Source organism: Exiguobacterium sp. UBA5002 (assembly GCF_002396765.1).
Classification (GTDB): Bacteria; Bacillota; Bacilli; order Exiguobacteriales; family Exiguobacteriaceae; genus Exiguobacterium_A.
On the sequence record NZ_DGYQ01000036.1, the window covers coordinates 32,686 to 54,810 of the forward strand.

Genomic DNA, 22,125 nt, shown 5'->3' on the forward strand with positions numbered 1-22,125 from the left:
CGCCGGGCGGAATGCCCGGCAGTACTCCAGCAGTAGGAGGCAATCATGACACCACCCGAAACCTTATTTATCCTCACACCGATTCTGATTATCGGGATTCTCAGCGTCGAGTTCATCGGCAAGAAACGTTCGAACCCTTCAAAACCGAAAGTGGAACACGATAATCAGCACGTGTTCGAAGAGACCTTCTCCCGATTGAGACGAGACACGGAAGCACGACGAGCGGACATCCAGCACTCGTTCGAGGATCAGCATAAACGAATACCCTATCTCATCAAGGCGCACCCTACGCGGACGAGCACCAGTCAACCCAAAACAGCAGCAGTCATTCAGAAGGAGGACGAGATAGATGGGACATACCCAGCTGAGAGAGAACATGACGCATAACACGTGCATCGAACTCGCCGAGAAACGCGTACACGTCACACGAGAGGAACCGATGAAACGCTACTTCCATCACCCGTTCGGCATGGCATACCGTATCAACAACGAATGGTTACCGTGCCCATGCTACGATGAAGCCGAACTGATTGCTCAAGAAAAACTTAATCGCACAAACGTATATAGTAAGACTAATAGTTTCGATTAAATTAAAAATTGTCGAAAAATGTCATACGTTTTTTCGGTTGGATATTAGGTGAATTTACAATTTTAGCTTTACCATGAATTAGTAGATTGATTTTTGGGGGCTAAAACATGGAGAAAACAATAGAAATAAACATTCAGGATAATTTATTAAATATTTTTACGAATGCTACTTTGGATGATATCTTAAAAAGCATGATTAAGCTTGATATAGATAGCTTTACAAATCGTCATTATGAAGAACTTCAAAAGAATAAAAGAGGATACAAAAGCGAAGAGAAAAAAATTGAAGCCATATTATCTATTATCGATAGAGAAAATGCTTCTGCAGGTACTAGGGCAGACGGATATGTTAAAAAACTAAAGAATGAATTCTTTAACCGTGAACAGAAATATGCAGAACTTTTTCATGAACAATATTTAACTAATTTAGAATATCATTTTAATGTTAGAAGAGTTTACGGGATGAGTTACTCAATTGAAAATTATGATTGTTTAGAAGATTACATGAACTCACTGTATCTATTGCTAATAAAAAAATATGATCCAAAAATTACAGGAGAATATAATCCCTCAAAGATTACAGACATAAAACTAAAAAATGATCATTACTTTAGTATATACAAAGATAAAAATAAAATTGAACTGTATGAAAAAATTGGTGTGATTTATCAAACAGAAAAGAAAAATACAAAATCAGTATTTGTTAAGTATACATTTGACTTTGAAAATGACTTTTTTGAATTATCATATAATGAGAATACGTTAAAAGACTTATGTAATCCTACAATTGATATGAAAAAAATCATTTTAGAATCAGCTGATATTAATAAAACAATTACTTCTAAATTCAAAAACGAAAAATCTGCTACTTTAACTTTGTATAGCAGAATTAAGAGTCTTGTAGAGTCGGAACTTTATATTCATTCTATTGGTGACCAAGTTGCTAGGATTGCCTTAGAAGAAATGAATAATGAGAAAGATGACGCAACTAAATTCAATAATCTTAAAACATTTAATACAGAAAACGAAGCATTTAATAAGTCTCCTTTTGAACTAGCTATGTATAAGTTATTTAAGGAAGACAGAGATTTAATGATTTCGAGAATTCTAGGAGAAAATGAGGAAAAAGATACAGGTGATATTGAAAAATTTATAAATGAAAAATTTAAGGATTTTGATAATCATAGTGTTGGAATGAGTGTTAAATTTTTAAAAAATATGAAGGCTTTCACAAAGCTAAAAAAGAAATATCATATTATTAATGGGCTTGAAGATTTTATTTTCTCATTTACAGTACGTGATTGGGAAGTGACAAAATCAACTACTAAAAATCAAGAGAGACTTCCAGTATATACATCAGATTTTTACTGGCATCTTCAGGAGGTAGTCGATGGTATCAAGTTGATAAATGAACTTGGTCTGCATGTTTCAACAGTAATTCCATCAGGAGAAAAATTTTCTCAAGAAATTAAAATAACACTAAGTAACGATCACTTGATTTTTATTTATTATCAAAATGATAAAAGAATCAGCGGAAGAGTTAAACCAATAAAAAATACGTTGAAAATATCTGAAGCGAGGGCACAAATCAATGACAATGTTAAAAACAAATTTAGAAAAATTATATCAGAGAAATCCGAGTCTCAATGAGTTATATCCATTTGACGAAACTTATGAGAAATTAAATTACTTTATTAATTCTGAGGTTAAGAGCGGGAAAAAATTTCTGAATCCATATCGATTCTCAAAAGTTTTTAATATTGAATTATCAAAAGTTTTCGTTCTGTTCGTATATATCAGCTCGATAAACGATAATAGAACACTTGAATTAAAGTATCGTTATACATGTAAAAATAATACTGATGTTTTTCTTACTGAAGATGAACTAGAAGATTTTATTTGCGATGAGGATTGTGGATGTGAGGAAGAATTCAATTTACGAGAAGCGATTGAATCTGAAGCGGTAGATGTTCCAATATTTTTTGAAATTGATGCTTATTTAATCTCAAACATCCTTTCTTCAATTGGAGACGAATCTTCTTTTTTCAAAAGAGATGAAGGAGGTATGTCTAATGAAAGCATAAATAACTTAAAAATTTCAAAAGATGAAATTGACCTTTTGGAAGAACATGCTGATGATAATCAAATGATTATTCGGCAATTATCACAACTCGAATATTTAACAGAAGCAGCGAATAGAGCTAAACTACGTTGACACTTTCTTTAGACATTATCGTACCTGTATTAGGATCTGCATTGCTTACTATAATCATTAGAAGTTTTTATGAATTAAGTAAGAACTTAGTTGTTGCAAGGAATATAAAAAAGTTATTAAGAGTTGAAATCGAAAAAAATAATCAGATTTTAGAAAATTTAGAGGAAGCATTAAATTTCTTAGATAATAAAGGTGAAGTAACTCAGAATATTGACATTATGAATTTGACAGAAGAGGAATTTAAGAATCATTACGTTGATGACGATTCTCTTCTTAAAGTAATCAAAATTTTAATTAACACAGCAGACAGGCAAATTAACTTATTATCTGTACTGGTTTATAAAGATATTTTTTTAAAGAGTGCAATTAATTTCCATTCAAAGGAAGACAGATTAATTCATAAAATTTATGTTTCAATCATTGACATAGAAAAATATATGACATTCATTTCTTCTTTTGATAAGGAAAAAAATGAACTAGAAATGTACCAAGCTTACTTTAAAATACTCGATAAAGTTACGAATTCCCTAGAAGAGATAAAAAATTGGAATAGAACAAGTAGAAAAACTTATGAAAAATTTATGTATTTATTTATACCAAAGGATATGAAAGAAAAAAGTAATACAAATACGTAAGAAAACGTAATACATTTTTGATACAAACTTGATACAAAAACTTGCCAAATACGTGATATTCTTTCCATGTAGACGAATTGGGTGCGACGACGGTTGCATTGTTCTACAGGACATAGGCATTACTCACATACCAAGCGCCTTGTAACGGACAGGGCGCTTTTTGTATGCAGAAATATCCGGATGAGTGAATTTGACCTTTGACCTCCCTTAGTCAGCCTATCGATCGGTTCCATGTCATTCCCCCAGATGCTTGCAATGATCGGTCTCATCCGGATGTTTGTACATATAAGGAGTGATTGCATGAAACGCAAACCATACACGATCCACTGGAAAGTGAGTTCAAGTCGTAAAGATAAACGCACAGGACCTGTCACGAAGATTCCTCAAAGTGACTGGCTGAAGTACCTCTGGAAACAGGAGACCAAACGCATGAAGTAATTCACTTCTTGCCAACAACGTATGACGCAGCCAAAAAAATGTGAAGCAAGCTTTGAAGCGTGAGGGCGGAGTGGTCGTGCGTTGTTGGTTAGAGAATGGATTTAATTACAATAAATGACATGGTATCATCTAACCCTTACAATGTTAGTTAATTAACAATAAGGGGTGCCTGCGATGAACGATGATGATTTGTTAAAGGGATATAGGGTTAGAAAACAAAAACTGCGAGAGAGTTTGGAAGAGCAAGCCGTTTGGAATGAGGAAATTGAAAGAGACTTTAAAGTAAGTGATCTTACAAAAGACTATATTTCTTTAGGCGAGTTAACAGAAAAACCTTTGTATGACCTCGTTGAAAATAATATAAGTAGTCTGATGAATCATAATCATGTGCCTTTCAATTATAGAGAAGGGATTGAAGCGCATAATAAAACTATAAAGGAAAAAGAGGCAGAAGAGCTTAGAAGACATAATGAACAAGTAGAGCTTTTAAAAAAACAAATTCAAATACTTTCTTCGCTACTTCGCAATAGTCAAAACTCAAATGAGCAACGTGATGCCATTATTCATTTTATGGTCCGAATGATGATACAAATGGAAGCGTCACAAAAGGAAAAGAAAAAAACTTTGAGCGGGATTTTAATGCAGATATCTTCCTTTACGGCTTTTGGAGCTGATGTGAGCAGTATATATGAATTTATAGAAAATGAACTAAAAAAGTTATCGAAAGAAGATTAAAATTTTAGGCATCCTTCTGGATGCTTTTTTTGTGCCTTGCAACGAGCGGACGGGAATCGACCTAGTCGGTTCGTTGGAAAGCATAAGAGAGGAGGGAGACCATGACAGAGATGAATTTAGAAACGATTCGAGATGCGCTTAAAACAGTAGTGATAGATTTCGTCGAACGTGCATGGAACATGGTGAAAGAAATTCTACGAAGAGTCGGAGACAACCTCCGGAAGATGACACGGACTGCACTAGTAGCGGATGCCCCTCAGCATAGCTATACGGCACGTTACGAGCGGGAGACATCTTGGCATGTGAATCGCCTTGTCGCATCAGGAACGAAGCGTCAGACGCATCGAATGATGAAAGAGCGGCATAAGCAAGGTCGTCGGTCGTCCTGAAAAACAACACAATCCAGTAATTAGGAAGGCGGTGGGAGCGTGGCGAGACCAAGAGACCCCCGGCGGGATGAGGCTCGCGAGAAGTGGCGCATCGCCATCAAGCAGGATCCGACATATAAATTGGTCGACCTGGCGAAGGAGATGGGTGTCTCCCCGAGCGCGATTCGCAAGTGGAAATCGACGGACCGCTGGGATGATGAAGAAACAGACGGCAAAGGGAGCGCTCCTAAACTGAAAGAGAGCGCTCCTAAACGACGTAAGAGTGGCGCACCAAAAGGGAACAAGAACGCCGCCGGCAACTGGGGTGGTGCTCCGGAAGGGAATAAGAACGCGTTGCTGCATGGCCTGTTCCGTCAGTACATACCGGAATCCATCCTTGAGATCATGCATGGCACACAGGAACGGAATCCCGCTGATTTACTCTGGGATCAGATCCAGCTGATGCATGCGAACATCATCAATTCTTTGAATATCATGCATGTCAGCAATGCCGATGACATGTCGAAAGAATTGAGCGCAAGCGGCGAATCGAAGGATGAGTGGGAAATCCGCTTCGCCTACGAGAAACAAGCGACGTTCATGTCTTCCCTTGCTACAGCGATGGGACGGCTCGACGCGATGATCCGCTCCTATGAGAAGTTGACCAAGGGAGACGAGGAACGCGTCCTGAAGCTAGAGAAACTGAAACTCGAAGTCGAACAGCTAAAGAATGCGGATACGGATGACGAGACGACGATCGACTGGAAAGACGGCGTCCTTGCCGCTGCCGAGCGACGTCGTAAGCAACAGGTGGAAACGCCATGAAGCAAACGAAGCCGTATAACGTACTCGCTAGCGTCATCGACGTCTACTGGGACGATCCCGCGGCATTCGCGGAAGACATCCTCGGTTTTTATCCGGACGAATGGCAGCGTGGCGTACTCGACGATTTATCGAAGAAGAACAAGGTCAGCGTCCGCTCCGGACAGGGTGTTGGGAAGACGGGACTTGAAGCTGTCGTGACCCTTTGGTACCTGACATGCCGACCGAATCCGAAAGTCATCGCGACCGCGCCGACCAAGGATCAACTGTTCACCGTCCTCTGGGCAGAGATTGCCAAGTGGATGGAGAAATCCGAACTGTTGAAGCGGCTGCTGAAGTGGACGAAGACGAAAATCTACATGATCGGGAGTGAAGAACGTTGGTTCGCTACCGCTCGTACCGCGACGAAGCCAGAGAACATGCAGGGCTTTCACGAAGACTACATGCTGTTCATTGTCGATGAGGCATCCGGTGTCGCTGATCCGATCATGGAAGCCATCCTCGGGACATTGACCGGGGACGAAAACAAAATCTTGATGTGCGGAAACCCGACTCGAACGAGTGGGGTCTTTTTTGATTCCCATAACCGCGACAAGCATCTCTGGAGTACGCACAAGGTCAGCTCCCTCGATAGTCCGCGTACATCACGAGACACGATCGAGATGCTGAAGCAGAAGTATAACGAAGACTCGGACGTCTACCGTGTCCGAGTCCTAGGTGATTTCCCGAAAGCAGAGGCAGACGCCTATATCCCGCTCGAATTTACGGATCAAGCCATCAACGTAACTGTGACACCTGTTAAATACGCGGATATCCATATCGGGATCGACGTCGCCCGGTACGGGGATGATGAGACCGTTATGTATGCCCGTGTCGGGAACAAGGTCGTCGCACGACACACCCATAGCAAGAAAGGAACGACGGAGACGACAGGAGAAGCCATCCGCTTCGCTCGGAACACGCTCAATCGTTTCCCGCAAGCACCCCGCGTCGTCTTCAAGGTCGATGATACTGGTGTCGGTGGTGGTGTCACGGATGGGATTGACGAATGGATTGATACCCATAACATGCAGAAGTTCGAAGTCCACGGCATCAACAACGGATCGAGAGCGGATGACCCGGATGTCTATGACAAGCTTGGCGATCAGTTGTGGGGTAACCTACGCGATCTACTCGAGACGAACTTCAGACGCCGGATGCTAGGGGAGGAGCCGACCCTCGAATTGCTCGAGGACGACAAGCTCGTTTCCCAGCTGACGACGCGGAAGTATCGGGTCCTCAGTAAAGGCGTCATCAAGGTCGAACCGAAGGACAAGATGAAGAAGCGCGGACTGGCATCTCCTGACCGCGCGGACGCCCTCGCCTTGTGCTTCTATGAGCCGGAGGGTGGCAAAGGCTTCAGCGCCTTCGAGCGGACATTCTAAGTGAGGTGAAAGACCATGTGGCGTTCATTCATCGAATGGCTACGTTCATTATTCAACAAGAAAGGAGGCGGTGGCGTGGAAGCGACGACGTTCACGCAAGAACTACAGAAGAACAAATGGGCAGGATTGAACCAATACATCGCACAACACGAAATCCTGCTGAAATCAATTGTCCTGCAGCAATCCTACTATGACGGAAAGCATGCCGTACTCGTCCGACAACCGAAACGAGCGGACGACCCGAACCATCGCCTCGTCATCAATTATGCGAAGCTGATCGTCAACCTCCCGACGGACTATATGGTCGGGAAGCCGGTCAGCGTCGAGGTACCGGATAGTGCAGCCAGTAAATACGGTGCGGATCTCGAACGACTGAAGGGATTCCGGCAGAAGCTCGAGGACGTCCGCGAGGATAACAGTGATCATCACATCGACTTCACGACCGTCCGGAACGGATTGACGGCTGGTGGAGCGGGTGTGCTGTTCTACTTCGACCATCGTCTGGATATCCGCTATCGTGCCTACCCGCTGAACCGCCTCTTCCCGGTGACGAACGAATACGGCGACATTATCGGTGCGATTCATCGGTACACGAAAGAAGAGATACGGAACGGGACGACAGAGACCGCTGAATACGTCGAGTGGTACGACGACACTCATGTCTACTACCTGAAGCGAGACGGTACCGATCTCGTCGATGATCCACGAAAAGAAGTTAAGGTCGCCTATCACCAGTTCCCAATGGTACCGATTGCGTGGTTTCGTGGGGATGAAGCACAGACACCGCCGACGACGAATATTCCGACGGGCATGTCAGCCATTGACGAACCGAGCATCACGATCATTGATGAAATCAACCGGGCGCTGAGCGATAACGCGAACAAGATGGATGTCTTCAACGATCCCTTCCTCAAATTCATCGGTGAACTTCCGAAACCGGAAGAAATGGCGAAGATGCGCGCCTCTCGTGCGGTCGGCTCTAAGAATCCGGAAGCCGTCATCGAGTACCTAACACCACCGATCGACGAGAAACCGATCGTCGCGCACCTGAAGGAATTGACGGAGCGGCTCTTCGATGTCGCGCAACTCCCAAAAATCTATAAGGATACAGCGAACGGCAATCTGTCAGGTGTCGCCATTCAACAGATGTATGCACCGCTCGAGATTGCGACGAATGCGCGAGAGATTCACTTCAACGAATACTATCGCCGCAAGAACATGCTCCTGACCTACGGCATCCAAGCGAAGGACTGGATGATCGAGGGGAAGGACACCATCACCGAGTGGCAGAACGTCGCGAAGTCGCAAGACACCTCGATGTTATACAACTGGCGCTGGATCTACTGGACCGTTCACCGGAACCTACCGATCAACGTCAGCGAATACGTCACGATGTTGACGGGCTTGAAGGACTTCATCTCGGATGAGACCATCCTGCAGCTGAATCCGCTCGTCGAGAACGCGACGGAAGAGAAGGAACGTCTTGAGCGACAGAAGGCAGACCGGAAACAAGTCGACCTCGACAACATTGATGGTTACATCGATGGAGCGGACAAGAAGATTGAGAAGCGTTCGACGGAAGACGACGAGGATTAAGCCATGCTCTTGACAGCTGAACAACTCGATCAGATGGTCATCGACCAGCAGAAGCGATTGATCAAAATCAAGGACAAGGAAATCAAAGTGCTTCTCCGCGGCTATGCGGAGTTCTTGCGTCAAATCAAGGGAGACATTCTCTCGCTCGCTGTAGATGTTTCTGGAGAAGACCAACTCGTCTGGGACTGGGGAAAGCTCAACAGTCAGCAAGCGCGTATTCAAGCCTTGCTTGCGCAGACGAACGTTCACATCGAAGAACTCGCTCGTACGACTGTCGCGATGACAGACAGTATCCTACATGCCGTGGCGATGCAAGAGTATGCTTTCACGGGTTACTTGTTGACGATGCAAGGAGAGGGCAGGTTCCCCGTCTTGCCATTGCTCGACAAGGAAAGCATCCAGTCCCTCGTCAATCGGGATTGGTCCGGGAAGCGATTCTCGAATCGGATCTGGGATAATACCGCACGCCTAGGTAGGCAGCTCCAACAGGAATTGCTTTCGTCGATGATGCGCGGTGAGTCGGTCGCGAAGACGACACGTCGTCTGAAAGAGATGCTCGAGACGGATGCCTACAAAGCAGAACGTCTGGTACGGTCTGAAATCATCGCTGCCGGAAACTCCGCGAAGAAGAAATCCGTTCAGGACTTCATTCAGGATCATGGAGCGGACGGCATCGAAGGCATGCGTCGTCTCGAGACACTCGACCGGAAGACATGCGCGGTCTGTCGTGCCGCTGATGGTCGCATCTACAAGATGGACTCCATCGCTTCAGCACCAGACATCGAGCACCCGAATTGCCGCGTCACCTATACGCCGGTCGTCAAAGGATTCAATCAAGTCAGCCGTCGGAATGTCCGGATCTATCTGGATGATGGCAGAACCTCGACCGGCATTGCACAGGACATCGACACCTTTGCTCAGTATCAACAGAAATTCAACATCCCGACGTACCAGGAGTATCGACGGATGTATGAAGCGGAACGTCAGGCACGTGCCGCGAACTAGGAGGACATTGCACATGGAAACAGCAAAACCGTTGAAACCGACCTATCGTTTGAAACTCCCGATTCAGTTCTTCGCGGATGACCCGCCAGCGGATCCACCGAACGATCCACCAAATGATCCACCGGCTGACCCGCTAGTCGATCCGCCGAACGATCCACCCAATGATCCGCCACTCGATGAGAAGGATAAGTTGATTGAGAAACTTCGTCGGGAGAATGCACGACACCGTACCAATGCAAAGGAGAAGGGTGACGACAAGGATAAGCTGATCGCCGTTCTGAAGAAAGAACTCGGCATCGACGAGAACAGCGACGTCGCAGCGCAAATCAAGGCTGCGAACGACAAGGCGAACGAACGCATCATCAACGCGGAAGTCAAAGCCTTGGCGACACAGATGAACTTCATTGATCCAGCAGATGCGAAAGCGTTCCTCGACCGCTCCGCTATCGAAGTGGACGACGAAGGCAACGTGAACGGACTCCAAGAAGCGCTCGAAGCCGTGAAGACCGCGAAGCCCCACCTCATCAAGCCCTCGGCGACGCATCCACCGACGCCTCCAGGCGGTGGGAATCCGCCAGCACCGAAAGAGGGGTACGACCTCGGAAAGTCTCTAGCAGAGCGTTTGAACGGAAAGAATAAACAATAAGACTACGAAGCGAAAGGAAGATTCCTCATGAAACTAACACCCGTAACGAAGAATTACGCAGCCGGAAAAGAGATTCTAGCGGACACGGTCGGCTCAAAGACAATCAACGTGACGCTTGACTCAACGAAGTTCCCGGCAGGACGCCTAGAAGCAGGAGTGGCGTTGCTCGTCGTCACAGCGACGAAGAAAGCGGAGCCGTGGGATGACGCGAAAGCCGCTACTGGTAAAGCGGTCGTTCTTGGTCGTGAACTCGTCCTTGATGGAACGGACGTCGTCGGGATCGGCTACATCGGCGGATACCTCAACGAATCGAAGTGTACCGGTATCACGGCAGCCTTCAAGACAGCCGCTAAGATGATTTCATTCCAGTAATCCATTTGAAAAATAGAAAGGGTTGAACTACATGCCAACATTCCTCACGTTAGACGAATTCAAACCACAAGCCTTACTCGGACTAGTTGAGAACCGTGAAGTACCATTCACACCGATTCTCCGCTCGTTCTTGCCGCTCGAGGAATCCTTCTCGACGAACTTCATGTACGACATCATCGACCAGACGCGCGTTACTGCAGCGTCGCTCAGCGAGTTCGGTGCACCTGCGCCGTTCCGCGACAAAAAACAGGTGGCACAATCTCTTGGTGAGGTCGCGAAGATCCAGCACCGCATCCGCTTCAGTGAAAAAGACCAGCTGGAGTACATGAACGGACGTAATGACCGGGAGAAGCAAGCGCTCCTCGACCATGCCTTGACGAACGTTGCGGATCTCCGGATCGGCGTCGAGCACACGGAAGAGTTACTTCGAGCGGCAGCCGTCTATGAAGGGAAGCTTATCTACGATCATGACGGCGTCAAACTCGATATCGATTTCGGCATCCCGCTCGCGAACAAATTGAACGTGACGGGTGCCGACAAATGGGATCAAGCCGATACAGCGAATCCGCTCGAGGACTTGATCGAAGCGTCGCTCGTCTTCAAGGACAAGAACGCGGGTCATATGCCGCTTGAGATCCACATGCCTTTCGCGCAACTCCGCGAGATCATGAAGGCGAAGAGCACGATCAGCGCCATCAAGGGTGTAGCGGGCGGAAACGTCTTGCCGCGTGACATCGATGAGTACCTACAGGCGAACATGTTGCCAGCAATCAAGGTCAACGACCAAGTCGTTACGTTACCAGACGGTGTGACGACGAAACGCTATCTACCAGAGCGTCGGATTGTATTGCTCGGAACGGCGATGGATCCACAACTCGGTTACACGGCACTCGGTCCGACGGTCGAACGCCAAGGGCAACCAGGTATCTTCGTCAATCCATGGGAAAAGCTAGAGACGAAAGACGAAATCGTCGAAGTCGGTGAAGCGGCATTCCCAGCGCTCCAACGTCCGAACGCGGTCTTCCACATGAACGTCTGATGCATCACAACTACCATCCATCGAAAGGAAGTGAATGATATGAAAGTCAAGGCTCTCACGCATATCAAGTACAAAGGAGTACTCCATAAGCCGGGTTCTCGCTTCGAAGTCACGAAGGCAGTCGCAGAAGAACTGCTGGAGGGCGGAGTGATCGAACAGCTAGACGGAGGTGTCGAAGATGATTCAAATGACGACTACGGAAGCGGCGGAAAAGCTCCCGACACTAAGTAACCTACCTGAAACAGAATTAGCCGCTGCTCTGACCCGCTCGATCATCGAGGTCGAGCAGCGTTTTTTAGTGAAACAGATTCCGGTACCGTTACCTGTTCCGGAAGCCATCAAGCTAGCGGTCTGCTATCTCGTCATGGATGAGGCGGTTCCGAAGGTGAAGAGTATCGAACGCTCGGATTACAAGGAGACGCTCGATACATCGGGTCAATACCTGAACAAGGCATTGCTTTTCCTCGAACCGTATCTCAATCCACCACCTGAACCGGAGTCGTCTGGCGTGGTATTCCTATGAACCCGTTCAGTCCTTATGAGTCTCTCTTGTTCCAACGAGCGGACGTCTTCCGGATGGTCCAGTCGTCCGCGAAGTACAACGCGACCTCGACGCGGACGGAAGTCCTGCATGATGTCGCGGTCGGCTTAGCGGAGCAAGAGAACCGGCTCAGCGTGTCCTATCAGCAGAATGAACTGAATCGTCGCTTCCTCGTCCATACGAAAGTACCGTTGTTAGCGGGTGACGAACTGCGGATCTACTCGAAAGACCGATCGCATGCATACGGGACGTTCACATGCGGACGTCCTTATGCTGTCCATGATCGTCTAGGCATCCATCATTATGAGATTCCGGTCGAGGCAGTGGATAGCGCATGAGTGATTTCAAGTTCGAGTTGAATGATAACGGCATGTTCGACCGCTTCAATGCGCAACGTGAACAACTCGATGAGGAGCTGGAGCGAATCGGGAAGCTGACCGCTTTCGCGTTCCTTCATCGCGTCACGGCTGTCGCACCGGTCATGGATGGACGGCTCAGAAACTCGTTAGCAGCGGCATCGAGCGGAACGGATGGCGAAGACTCCATCTTCAAGATGCAGAAAATAAGAGGGATCAAACTGGTGTTCGGCACGAACGTCGAATATGCGGACTGGGTCGAAAACGGTCACCGGCAATCCCGGCGATTCGTACCCGGTGAATGGAAGAATGACAAGTTTGAATATCGTCCGGACCATGACGGCGGCATGTGGTTGAGACCGATGACCGTCATGGGAAAGCATTTTTTCAAGAACGCATGGCACTCATTCGAGAGCGACGGTCAGGATTTCATCAATCGTGAATTGGAGGCATTTTTCAATGAGCTACTTTGATAGTGATCAGTTAGGTGTCCAAGACGTACGATCCGTGCTTAAGTTCGTGCAGGACACCACCAACGTCCGCGGCTATGACCGCCCAGTCGAGCAAGGGGCAGAACGTCCCTTCTTCGTCTTGGCGCCACCGCGCGGGACACCGGAGATTTTCAGCGCCGGCTGGTACCGATACAAACCGATGATCCTCGGTACGCTATTCGTGGATGAACCCGAGCAGATGCAAGAATTCGTCTCACGGATTGCGACGATGCTCATGGTGAACTGTCAAGAAATCCCGTTGATCAGCGTAACAGCTGAGGGAGACTGGGTTGAGACAGAAGGGAAACTGGATGAGTGCGAGTTTGCGAACAACTTGATCTCGGACGATGCGCTGAACTTCCAAGTCATCGGCCAACGGTACGTATCGGAACGAGAAGTCGAACTCCCGTCTCTCGATACGGCAGTATTTAACAAGGAGTTGAACACTTATGGCACGTAAGCAAGTAAGCGAAGCGGTCACAATCGTTTCGGATGAACCGGTCTACCCTGCGGAAGAACTGATCGAGGCGCATGCCTCCCTCGGTTATCCGCGGCATATCGTCGTCGGTGCCTTGTTCGGGCAGGCGGAGATGTCACAAACGGATGCGATCGAACGCATCGAAGCATTCAAACAGAAAGAGGTGCAATGATCCATGGCAAAAGCAATGATTCCAGGTCGCCACGAGCGACAAGCGGACGTCTATGTCCGGTTCAACATCGCCACGACGTCCGGCGTCGAATCGTCAGCACGTGGCACGCTCCTGATGCCTATCCGGGCAGACTGGGGTCCGATCAACCAGATCGTGACCGTCCGCTCGATGGATGAAGCGAAGACCGCGTTCGGAAGCGGACAATCCGCGTTCCTTTTACAAGATGCGTTCCTCAACAGCGCCTTCATCCGAGAAGACGGGACGAGCGTCGTATCCTTGAAGGAAATCAAGGTCTATCGTCTAGCAGCAAGTGCCGCGAAAGAAGCCTCGCTCGATTTGACATCGATCAAGGTCAAGGCACGGTACAAGGGCGCACGCGGAAACCAGTTCGCGGTGACGGTCCGTCCGGTCATCGGCGACAACAACAAGAAGGAACTGCTCTTGACGGAGAATGCACTGCAGCTCGAGAAGTTGACGTTCGCATCGAACGACGATCTTGTCGCGCTTGCGGCGAACTCGAAGTACATCCGCGTCGAGAAAGTGACCGATGCCCTTCCAGCGAACGTCGTCGCGCAATTGTTGACGGCAGGACACTCAGGGGAAGCGGTGACGGCACTCGATTACGGGGAATTCCTCGAAGTCGCGAAGCCGGAATATGCGAATGCCATCATCCATGACGGTGTATCGGATAGCGCGATCCAAGCGATGTTCCTTGATTTCGTCCGGACGCAACGACCGAACGGTCAATTCGTCAAGACGGCACTCGGTGGACTCGCGTCAGCGGACGTCAATTACTATGGTGCCATCTCGACGATGCAGAAAGCGTATAAGGAGGGTGTCGAGTACTCCCCAGCGCAACAAGCCGTCCTTGCGTTAGCAGCGGCCATCTCGATTCCGGTCAACCGCTCACTCGCGGGTCATCTGACGATCTTCGACGATCTCGAGAAGCTTTCAGACGTCGATGCGAACCAGAAGATTGAAGAGGGTTACTTGTTGCTGAAGGCGGAAGGCAAGAACGTCGTCTACAATGCACCGGTCAACTCGATGACGGACTTCTCGCGACTCGATCCGCTCATCGGTATCGACGCGGACGCCGATCCGGACGCTGCCTTACGTGACTTGCAACAAATCCAGACGATCAACGTCTTCGATTTGATCACGGAAGAGCAAGAGTTCGTCTTCAAGAAGTACTTCCGCTCCCAGTCGAACAGTCCTTCGAAGCGGGACGCTGTCGCGGAGAAAATCAAACAACTGGTCCTCGAGCCGCTTGCGAGTTCAAACATCGAAGTCATCGAGCCGGTCTATGATTGTGTCCCAGACAGCCGCTACCATGGCGAGGGAGCGACGGAACAAGCGTACAAGACCGAAGCCTACTTCAAGACGGTGTTCACTGTCTACGGGACGGCTACGCAAATCTACGCAAACAATACGGCGTCCTAAGTCGCTGAAACGAAACAGGAGGGAATCAGATGCCACAATCCTATGATGATAAGTTACCGGTACTTGATCCGCGGAAAGTTCTCCGCGGGAAGTACGGGCAGGTCTATGACGAAACCGGGCGTGCGATGGTCGAAGTCACGGAAGCAGAAGCAAAGGTCAAGTTCAACAAGAAGAAGGTCGAACGCGGGAATGCGAAAGCGGACGGCAACCGGACGATGGGTTCGGAGATCAGCGGGAAGATCAAGATGCACTGGACAGAAAAGATTGCGGAATTCCGTCGTAGTATCTTGGATGACCCAGATGCTCCGCGGACGCTCATCTTCGAATTACGCGACCCGGATCTCCGTGGAGAAAAAATCGCATTGATGGGCGTCACGTTCGATGAGGTCGACTTGGTCAACTTCAAGGTCAAAGATACGGGTGACACGGATCTCGCCTTCACGGCGGACGATTACAAATTCCTATAAGACGGACATAAAGGAGACTTCGGTCTCCTTTTTCATTTCAATTTCAGAGGAGGATACATATTCATGGAAACAGCAGACCGTTACGCACATGAAGTAGACGAAGCATCACAGGACGAGGTGGTACAGGAGAAGAAATACGTCTCCTTGTCCGACTTGATGGACATCGACATCTCGAATCGCCGCGCAGGAAGCGTCAAGATGATGTCGATTGACGGAAAATGGTTCGAGATTCCGATTACTGCCCTCAACGCGGATGAAGAAAGCAAAATCCGGAAAGAAGCCATTAAAAAGAAGCATGGTCCACGTGGTCAAATCACGGAAGAACTTGATGAACTGAAGTACAACAGCTTGATCGTCGACAAGGCACTCGATTCACGTCGAACGCCAATGTCATTCCGGAGTCCGGAACTCGCATCGAAGCTCGGACTACCGGTTCCGCTGCCAGAATTGATCATCCCGAAACTGTTCGGAACAGTCAGTCTCGCGGATGCTTCACGGGAAGTCATTGCCTTGTCTGGACTCGATGAGCCAGATGGTGCGATGGGAAAGTAAAGACGAGCATCCTCGAAGGTGAAGATGCAGAACTCCGCTGGGCGCACGTCCTTTGGCAACGGAAGCAAGTCAGACCGGAAGATTTCTGGAATGCGCCCTATAACGTGAAGCTGTTCTTGATGGCATCCGAACAGATCATCATCGACGCGGAAGAGGAAGAACGGGAGGAATGATGAATGGCAAGCAATCAGACATTAACGGCATCCATCATCCTGCGTGATATGTTCACGGAGGTCTCTGGACGCGTCAGCCGCTCGATGCGCAACATGCAAGAGGATGCGAGACAGACACAAACGACATTCGAACGCCTGCAAGGAGCATCCGGATCACTGACTGCAGTCGGTGGCGCCGCCTCACTCATGGGATTAAGTGTCGCCGCTGGACTAGGTATGGCAGTGAAGACTGGAGTCGATTTTGACGCACAGATGAGTCGTGTCGGTGCCATTGCGGGTGCATCGAGTGGTGAACTCGATCGTCTGAGACAATCCGCGCTCGAACTTGGTGCGGCTACTTCAAAGAGTGCGACAGAGGTAGCGGCTGGACAAGAATCGCTAGCCGCGCTTGGGATGACGACGAAAGAGATTCTTTCTGCGATGCCGGGAGTCATCAGTGCGTCAGAAGCATCGGGTGCAGACATGGCACAAACGGCTGAAGTCGTAGCTTCCACGCTCAATGTTTGGAGTATGAGAGCATCCGAAGCAAGTCGCGTATCCGATATCTTAGCAGAGACAGCGAACCGTACGGCTGCTGACATCACAGATATGCAGTACGCTCTGAAGTATGCAGGACCACCTGCAGCGGCATTAGGTGTCAGCATAGAAGAGACGGCAGCGTCAATTGGTCTCTTGACCAATGCAGGAATGAAAGGTGAACAAGCCGGTACCACATTACGCGGCGGACTTCTTGCGTTGCTGAAACCATCGGAAGAGACTGGCAAAATGATGGCGACACTTGGCATCAACATTACGGATGCATCAGGAAAGTTTGTCGGTATCTCTGGATTGATCAAAAATCTGAAGAGTTCTTTTGAAGGCATGACTAATGCGCAGCAACTGGCAGCATTGGCTCAATTGGTTGGTACTGAAGCCGCTTCCGGATTTCTGACCTTGATGCGAGCTGGACCGAGCGAAATCGACAAGATGACGAAGTCGTTAGAGAACAGTGCCGGAGCCTCGAAAGAAGCAGCGGACAAGATGAAAGATAACTTGAAAGGTGCGTTAGAAGAGATGACGGGTGCAGCGGAGTCCGCTCAAATCGCTCTCGGGGATGGACTGAAAGGTCCGATTCGATCTGCGGCGACGGTCATCACGAGTCTCGTTAATGCATTCAACCAATTGCCGCAACCGATGAAGACGATGATTGCTACGAGTGCTGCCATTCTAGCGGGAGTCTTAGTACTCGGTGGAGGGATTGCGATTCTTGTCGGGTTACTGCCGATGATGGTCGAAGGATTCGCGCTCATGGCACCGTTCATTGCGCCAGTCGCCTTAGCAATCGGAGCGGTCGTCGGTACCATCGCATTACTCATCGGAGGATTCAAGGCAGCATGGACCTATTCCGACAAGTTTCGCGGTGGGATTCAAGGTCTGAAAGCCATGTTGTCAGGAGACTTCGTAAAAGCGCGGAAGATTATGATCAGCGCGCACTTCAATCATGAACAGATTGACGCCTTCCGGGATAAGATTTTGTTCCTGAAAGATGCAGCGAAGACCGCAGAAGAAAAGTTCAAACAGTTCGGCACCTTGGTCAAAGGTGTCTTTGCGTCGTTGGTCGGAAATGATGGAGCATCAAAAAACATCTTGAGTCGATTAGGTCTCTCAAATGGATCAATCGCACAGGTACTCTCCATCACAGGCAAGATTCGATCGACACTTTCGAGCGCATCCACGGCTATCGTTAATATAGCGAAGTCAATTTTCTCGAAAATTCGCGCTTTTTGGCAGAGTGATGGAGCGCAACTGATGCAAGCGTTTAAAAATATTTTTCAATTTATTGTTAATGTAGTTAAGTTTTTCATGCCAATTGCTTTGTTCATCATTAAGGGAATTTGGATTAATATCAAAGGTATTTTTCAAGGTGGACTAAATATTATTTTGGGAATAACAAAAATTTTCTCAGGATTGTTTACTGGTGATTTTAAGAAAATGTGGGAAGGCGTCAAGCAATCATTTTTCGGAGCGATTCAATTTATTTGGAACTATGTCAACTTATTGCTCGTTGGGCGAGTTCTAGGCGGCTTCCGCTTATTGGCTGCGGGTGGGAAAGGAATCATTTCAGGATTTTGGGGCGCTATAAAGGCGTTCTTTTCTGGAGGAATTGCAAGTATTAAAAATGCGACTGTCAATGGGTTCAATTTTGTGAAATCGAATATATCTAATGTCCTCTCGGCTGTACGAGGTTTTATTATGAATATGTTTAAAAGTTATATAAATATAATAAAATCAGCAATAAATCTTATACTGTCAGCTGTCAAGTCAGGATTTAATTTTATAGGAACGTCTATTCGTGTTTCTATGAACGCGGCAAGTTCGCTGATTCGATCGACATGGAGTGCGATTACCAATATTTTCCGAAATGTAACACAAACAATTTCCGGGATTATTTCAGAAAAGTTCTCTAGTTTCGGAAATGTTATTTCATCTGCAATGAAATTTGTAAAGACGGCTATTGACGACGGCTGGAATGCTGCGGTCAAATTCTTGAAGGACATTGACCTGAGTTCAGTCGGGAAAAGTATTATCCGNNCGGTCTTGTGGATGGTATGGGAAGTGGATTCACTTGGGTTTCAGATAAGGTGTCTGAATTGACAACGATGATTCCGAGTTGGATGAAGAAAGGGCTTGGCGTCAACTCACCCGCGAAGAAAATCATTCCGATCGGCGCGGACACAGTGCGTGGTCATGAGGAAGGGATGAAACAACGTATCCCTGCTCTCCAACGAATGGCACAGACCGTTGTTAGCCAAGGTGTAGTGGCGCCATTCAAAACGCAATCTAGGCAGGCATTACCGTCCGCGACGGGCAAACGCATCACGAATCAAGTCAACCAGTCGCAGAATACGCAAGCGCAGAACGTCTTCAACGTGCATATCCGTCCAGACGATTTAGGCGCTTTAAGCGATGATCCAGCGAAGCTCGAGCAAATGGGCTTGCAATTTATGGCGTTCATCGCAGACAAGATGGAAGAACTGGACCGGAACCTACCGACACATAACTTGGAGGCGATGTTGGATTGATTACGATCAAGCATAGTAAAGGAACACTTACGTTCCCCGTCACGCCTCCGGGTCTTGGGTTATCCGGGGGAGACAAGAAAACAGAATCGCACGACGGGATCCGCGGGAAGACGTATTCCTTCATCACGGCGACCGGACTCCGGACGTTCTCCCTGACGAGTCATTTTCCGGGAACGAAGCGGACGTATCAGACGGGGACTTTCGTACTGCCACGGACGTTGGATGCATCGTTACGTCGCATCAAAGGAAAACAAGAGGTCGTGACTCTCGCCATCACGGACACGAAGCAGACGATGCGCTGTCGCATCCTTTCCTATCGTTCCTGGCAGGATAAACCGAAGCTCGGACGATCGGCCAAACAAGCTGATCTCGAGTTCGAAATCAGCTTCGAGGAATACGCGTACCCGAAAGTCAGCAAATTGAAGAAAAAAGGAAAAGGCTCGTCGAAGCGTGGGAAATCCACGAAGAAGAAAACGACGAAGAAGAGTTCGAAACCGAAGAAGTACGTCGTAAAGCGGAATGATTCACTGACGGTCATCGCTCAACGGCTGAAGATCAATTGGCGGACGCTCTACACCCGTAACAAGAAGACGATCGGCAAGAACCCGAACCGACTCTATCCAGGGATGGTGTTGTACTATGGCTGATCTCCGCGTCTACATCGATTCCAAGTATGACGTCAGTGAATCCGTCATCATCCCGATCAAGCTCGAGGACAGCGTCTCGCAAGCGGCGGTCAAACTGTCCCTCGACTTGATGCGCGTGTCCGGGTTACCGGAACTGGATGGGGCACATATCTCCGTTCGGCAAGGAAAGCGACTCTGGTTCTTCGGTCACATCTTCGTCATCAAGCGGAAGGATCGCGTGATCAACATCACCGCGTACGATCCGCTGCTCTATCTCGTCAAGAACAAGGACGACTTCTATTTCAAGAAGGGCACGACGACACGGAAGGCGATCGACACGATCTGTAGACGAGCCGGCATCAAACCGAAACTGCTACCAGCTGGGAAGTATACGCATCGCCAAACGCTCGACTACCGCGCGGATAAATACGACAGCTATTATTCCGTCCTTGCTTCTCTTCTGACGGAAGACAAGAAGAAGACGAAGAAGTCGTACTGGATCCGCTACGACAACGGGCTGAAGGTCTACGAGCGGAGTCGACCGAAGAACGTGCCCGTCCTCAGCGAAGGCATCACGGACGCGCAAGTCGAGCGTTCGAACGAGGACCGGAAGAACTATGTTCGGGCACGGAACCGCGAACGACGAGCGGATGGCATTGCGAAGAGTGCGTCGAGCATCAAGAAATACGGACGGCTCTCGACCTACATCAAGAGTGATGCGACGAACGATGCCGATGCACGACGGGAAGCAAAGAAAGCTCTCGATCGACAGAACCGGTCGAAGGTGACCCGCTCGTTTCGTCATGTTGCGACGTCAGGGACGCAGCGCTTCTTCTCCGGTGATTACGCCTATATCAAATCGAAGGATGACTTGATTGCACACGGGTACTACTTCGACAACGTGAAATATGAGATCTACCCGAATCATGTCGTCATGGACGCGGACGCCGTCGTGAGCACCTCGTTGCCGTCGATTAGCTATGAGAAGCCGGACGTCCAGAAGAAACAGGACGGTCTCGGCAACACCACAGAATCGATTAAAGGCATCCGCTTGAAGTTCAGCAAGGGTTGGGTCGCGACAGCTTATAACCCCGCTCTAGGAGGCATCAACGGTACTGGGACGACCGCATCCGGCAACAAGTTCAAGACGAAGCGAAGCATCGCCGTCGACCCGAAGCTCATACCGATGGGTTCCGTCGTCTATATCAAGTGTCGGGCGAAACCGGAATACAGCGGCATCTATCTCGCGGAAGACATCGGGGGTGCCATCAAAGGCAAACGGATTGACATGGGACTCCCGGCAAAGGAAAGCATCCCGTTCGGACGGCGGGACGTCGAGATCAGCATCCTCGAAAAAGGACTGGGTCGAGCGGATGCCCGGCAAAAGGCAGGCGAGTGGGATAAGATCCGCTCGCATTACAAGGTCCGGATTCAAAATGGAAAGACGTCGCCTTCAAAATCGAACAAGGCATTCGTCCGTCCGATGAGCGGTGGCTGGATGGGACGCAAGCAATTCAAGACACCAGCCGGTCATTTCGGGATCGATATCCTGATTGACCGCGCGAAGACCGGAAAGGTGCGTTTGCATCCAGTCGCGGACGGTACCGTGACACGATCAGGCTGGTCGACGTCGTATGGCTGGGTCGTCTACATCGTCCATTCGGTCAATGGTCAGACGTGGGAGAGCGTCTATGCTCATATCCATGCGAAGCCTAAGGTGAAAGTCGGACAAAAGGTGACGGTGAACACGACGATCGGCTATGTCGGGAACACCGGTTGGTCGGATTGGCCGCATCTTCATTTCGAACTCCACCGTGGTCGGTGGACCTATAGCAAGAGCCATGCGGTCAATCCGCACACGTACATCAACTTCTAGGAGGGACG

General features: G+C 48.5%; 28 protein-coding genes. All 28 read left to right on the forward strand.

From position 1 onward, the window contains the following. Nucleotides 1-45: 45 nt before the first annotated feature. Nucleotides 46-387, forward strand: coding sequence for a hypothetical protein (locus B4C70_RS11155; protein WP_290779405.1), 342 nt, complete (start codon nucleotides 46-48; stop codon nucleotides 385-387). Continuing rightward, nucleotides 350-589 carry a hypothetical protein gene (locus B4C70_RS11160; RefSeq protein ID WP_290779408.1) on the forward strand — a complete coding sequence of 80 codons (240 nt, stop codon included), beginning with the start codon at nucleotides 350-352 and terminating at the stop codon, nucleotides 587-589. The genes B4C70_RS11155 and B4C70_RS11160 overlap by 38 nt, the downstream gene beginning before the upstream one ends. Before the next feature lie 107 nt (nucleotides 590-696). Continuing rightward, nucleotides 697-2,238, forward strand: coding sequence for a hypothetical protein (locus B4C70_RS11165; RefSeq protein ID WP_290779411.1), 1,542 nt, complete (start codon nucleotides 697-699; stop codon nucleotides 2,236-2,238). Beyond that, the gene (locus B4C70_RS11170; RefSeq protein WP_290779414.1) at nucleotides 2,180-2,803 is read left to right on the forward strand and encodes a hypothetical protein; all 624 of its coding nucleotides are present in this window, start codon (nucleotides 2,180-2,182) and stop codon (nucleotides 2,801-2,803) included. Before B4C70_RS11165 ends, B4C70_RS11170 begins: the two co-directional genes overlap by 59 nt. Next, nucleotides 2,800-3,438: a hypothetical protein gene (locus B4C70_RS11175; RefSeq protein WP_290779417.1), complete on the forward strand. Its 639-nt coding sequence runs from the start codon at nucleotides 2,800-2,802 to the stop codon at nucleotides 3,436-3,438. Before B4C70_RS11170 ends, B4C70_RS11175 begins: the two co-directional genes overlap by 4 nt. A 300-nt stretch (nucleotides 3,439-3,738) precedes the next feature. Then, entirely contained in the window at nucleotides 3,739-3,876 is a 138-nt protein-coding gene (locus tag B4C70_RS11180) for a hypothetical protein (RefSeq protein WP_290779419.1), read from the forward strand. 174 nt (nucleotides 3,877-4,050) lie between these two features. Then, complete coding sequence (locus tag B4C70_RS11185) at nucleotides 4,051-4,611, forward strand: hypothetical protein (RefSeq protein WP_290779421.1); 561 nt, start codon at nucleotides 4,051-4,053, stop codon at nucleotides 4,609-4,611. A gap of 101 nt (nucleotides 4,612-4,712) precedes the next feature. Continuing rightward, nucleotides 4,713-5,000, forward strand: a complete 288-nt coding sequence (locus B4C70_RS11190) for a hypothetical protein (protein ID WP_290779423.1) — start codon at nucleotides 4,713-4,715, stop codon at nucleotides 4,998-5,000. 39 nt (nucleotides 5,001-5,039) lie between these two features. Further along, nucleotides 5,040-5,804: a phage terminase small subunit gene (gene terS / locus B4C70_RS11195; RefSeq protein ID WP_290779425.1), complete on the forward strand. Its 765-nt coding sequence runs from the start codon at nucleotides 5,040-5,042 to the stop codon at nucleotides 5,802-5,804. Then, nucleotides 5,801-7,225 carry a terminase B gene (locus B4C70_RS11200; protein ID WP_290779427.1) on the forward strand — a complete coding sequence of 475 codons (1,425 nt, stop codon included), beginning with the start codon at nucleotides 5,801-5,803 and terminating at the stop codon, nucleotides 7,223-7,225. The genes terS and B4C70_RS11200 overlap by 4 nt, the downstream gene beginning before the upstream one ends. A gap of 15 nt (nucleotides 7,226-7,240) precedes the next feature. Continuing rightward, nucleotides 7,241-8,821 (forward strand): phage portal protein, encoded by a 1,581-nt coding sequence (locus B4C70_RS11205; protein ID WP_290779429.1) that lies wholly within the window; start codon nucleotides 7,241-7,243, stop codon nucleotides 8,819-8,821. A gap of 3 nt (nucleotides 8,822-8,824) precedes the next feature. Next, nucleotides 8,825-9,826: a minor capsid protein gene (locus B4C70_RS11210; RefSeq protein ID WP_290779431.1), complete on the forward strand. Its 1,002-nt coding sequence runs from the start codon at nucleotides 8,825-8,827 to the stop codon at nucleotides 9,824-9,826. Nucleotides 9,827-9,839: 13 nt separating this feature from the next. Then, nucleotides 9,840-10,472, forward strand: coding sequence for a hypothetical protein (locus tag B4C70_RS11215; protein WP_290779433.1), 633 nt, complete (start codon nucleotides 9,840-9,842; stop codon nucleotides 10,470-10,472). A 27-nt stretch (nucleotides 10,473-10,499) separates the two neighbouring features. Then, nucleotides 10,500-10,844 carry a hypothetical protein gene (locus B4C70_RS11220; RefSeq protein ID WP_290779435.1) on the forward strand — a complete coding sequence of 115 codons (345 nt, stop codon included), beginning with the start codon at nucleotides 10,500-10,502 and terminating at the stop codon, nucleotides 10,842-10,844. A 31-nt stretch (nucleotides 10,845-10,875) separates the two neighbouring features. Further along, nucleotides 10,876-11,883, forward strand: coding sequence for a major capsid protein (locus B4C70_RS11225; RefSeq protein ID WP_290779437.1), 1,008 nt, complete (start codon nucleotides 10,876-10,878; stop codon nucleotides 11,881-11,883). A 39-nt stretch (nucleotides 11,884-11,922) separates the two neighbouring features. Continuing rightward, complete coding sequence (locus B4C70_RS11230; protein ID WP_290779439.1) at nucleotides 11,923-12,114, forward strand: hypothetical protein; 192 nt, start codon at nucleotides 11,923-11,925, stop codon at nucleotides 12,112-12,114. Further along, a complete protein-coding gene (locus tag B4C70_RS11235) occupies nucleotides 12,062-12,406 on the forward strand; it encodes a hypothetical protein (protein ID WP_290779441.1) in 345 nt (114 codons plus the stop codon). Before B4C70_RS11230 ends, B4C70_RS11235 begins: the two co-directional genes overlap by 53 nt. Continuing rightward, nucleotides 12,403-12,762, forward strand: a complete 360-nt coding sequence (locus B4C70_RS11240) for a hypothetical protein (protein ID WP_290779443.1) — start codon at nucleotides 12,403-12,405, stop codon at nucleotides 12,760-12,762. The genes B4C70_RS11235 and B4C70_RS11240 overlap by 4 nt, the downstream gene beginning before the upstream one ends. Next, the gene (locus B4C70_RS11245) at nucleotides 12,759-13,253 is read left to right on the forward strand and encodes an HK97 gp10 family phage protein (protein ID WP_290779445.1); all 495 of its coding nucleotides are present in this window, start codon (nucleotides 12,759-12,761) and stop codon (nucleotides 13,251-13,253) included. Before B4C70_RS11240 ends, B4C70_RS11245 begins: the two co-directional genes overlap by 4 nt. Then, entirely contained in the window at nucleotides 13,240-13,731 is a 492-nt protein-coding gene (locus tag B4C70_RS11250) for a hypothetical protein (RefSeq protein ID WP_023467965.1), read from the forward strand. Before B4C70_RS11245 ends, B4C70_RS11250 begins: the two co-directional genes overlap by 14 nt. Continuing rightward, entirely contained in the window at nucleotides 13,721-13,921 is a 201-nt protein-coding gene (locus B4C70_RS11255) for a hypothetical protein (protein ID WP_290779448.1), read from the forward strand. The genes B4C70_RS11250 and B4C70_RS11255 overlap by 11 nt, the downstream gene beginning before the upstream one ends. A 3-nt stretch (nucleotides 13,922-13,924) precedes the next feature. After that, nucleotides 13,925-15,361, forward strand: coding sequence for a phage tail sheath N-terminal beta-sandwich domain-containing protein (locus B4C70_RS11260; protein ID WP_290779450.1), 1,437 nt, complete (start codon nucleotides 13,925-13,927; stop codon nucleotides 15,359-15,361). Nucleotides 15,362-15,390: 29 nt separating this feature from the next. Further along, nucleotides 15,391-15,828: a phage tail tube protein gene (locus tag B4C70_RS11265; RefSeq protein WP_023467968.1), complete on the forward strand. Its 438-nt coding sequence runs from the start codon at nucleotides 15,391-15,393 to the stop codon at nucleotides 15,826-15,828. A gap of 63 nt (nucleotides 15,829-15,891) precedes the next feature. Continuing rightward, the gene (locus B4C70_RS11270; protein WP_290779452.1) at nucleotides 15,892-16,380 is read left to right on the forward strand and encodes a phage tail assembly chaperone; all 489 of its coding nucleotides are present in this window, start codon (nucleotides 15,892-15,894) and stop codon (nucleotides 16,378-16,380) included. A 359-nt stretch (nucleotides 16,381-16,739) separates the two neighbouring features. After that, nucleotides 16,740-19,187, forward strand: coding sequence for a phage tail tape measure protein (locus B4C70_RS11275; protein WP_422653574.1), 2,448 nt, complete (start codon nucleotides 16,740-16,742; stop codon nucleotides 19,185-19,187). Further along, nucleotides 19,175-19,615: a hypothetical protein gene (locus B4C70_RS11280; RefSeq protein WP_290779456.1), complete on the forward strand. Its 441-nt coding sequence runs from the start codon at nucleotides 19,175-19,177 to the stop codon at nucleotides 19,613-19,615. Before B4C70_RS11275 ends, B4C70_RS11280 begins: the two co-directional genes overlap by 13 nt. Next, a complete protein-coding gene (locus B4C70_RS11285; protein WP_290779458.1) occupies nucleotides 19,612-20,262 on the forward strand; it encodes a LysM peptidoglycan-binding domain-containing protein in 651 nt (216 codons plus the stop codon). Before B4C70_RS11280 ends, B4C70_RS11285 begins: the two co-directional genes overlap by 4 nt. After that, nucleotides 20,255-22,117 (forward strand): XkdQ/YqbQ family protein, encoded by a 1,863-nt coding sequence (locus B4C70_RS11290; RefSeq protein ID WP_290779460.1) that lies wholly within the window; start codon nucleotides 20,255-20,257, stop codon nucleotides 22,115-22,117. The genes B4C70_RS11285 and B4C70_RS11290 overlap by 8 nt, the downstream gene beginning before the upstream one ends. The last annotated feature ends 8 nt before the right edge of the window (nucleotides 22,118-22,125 follow it).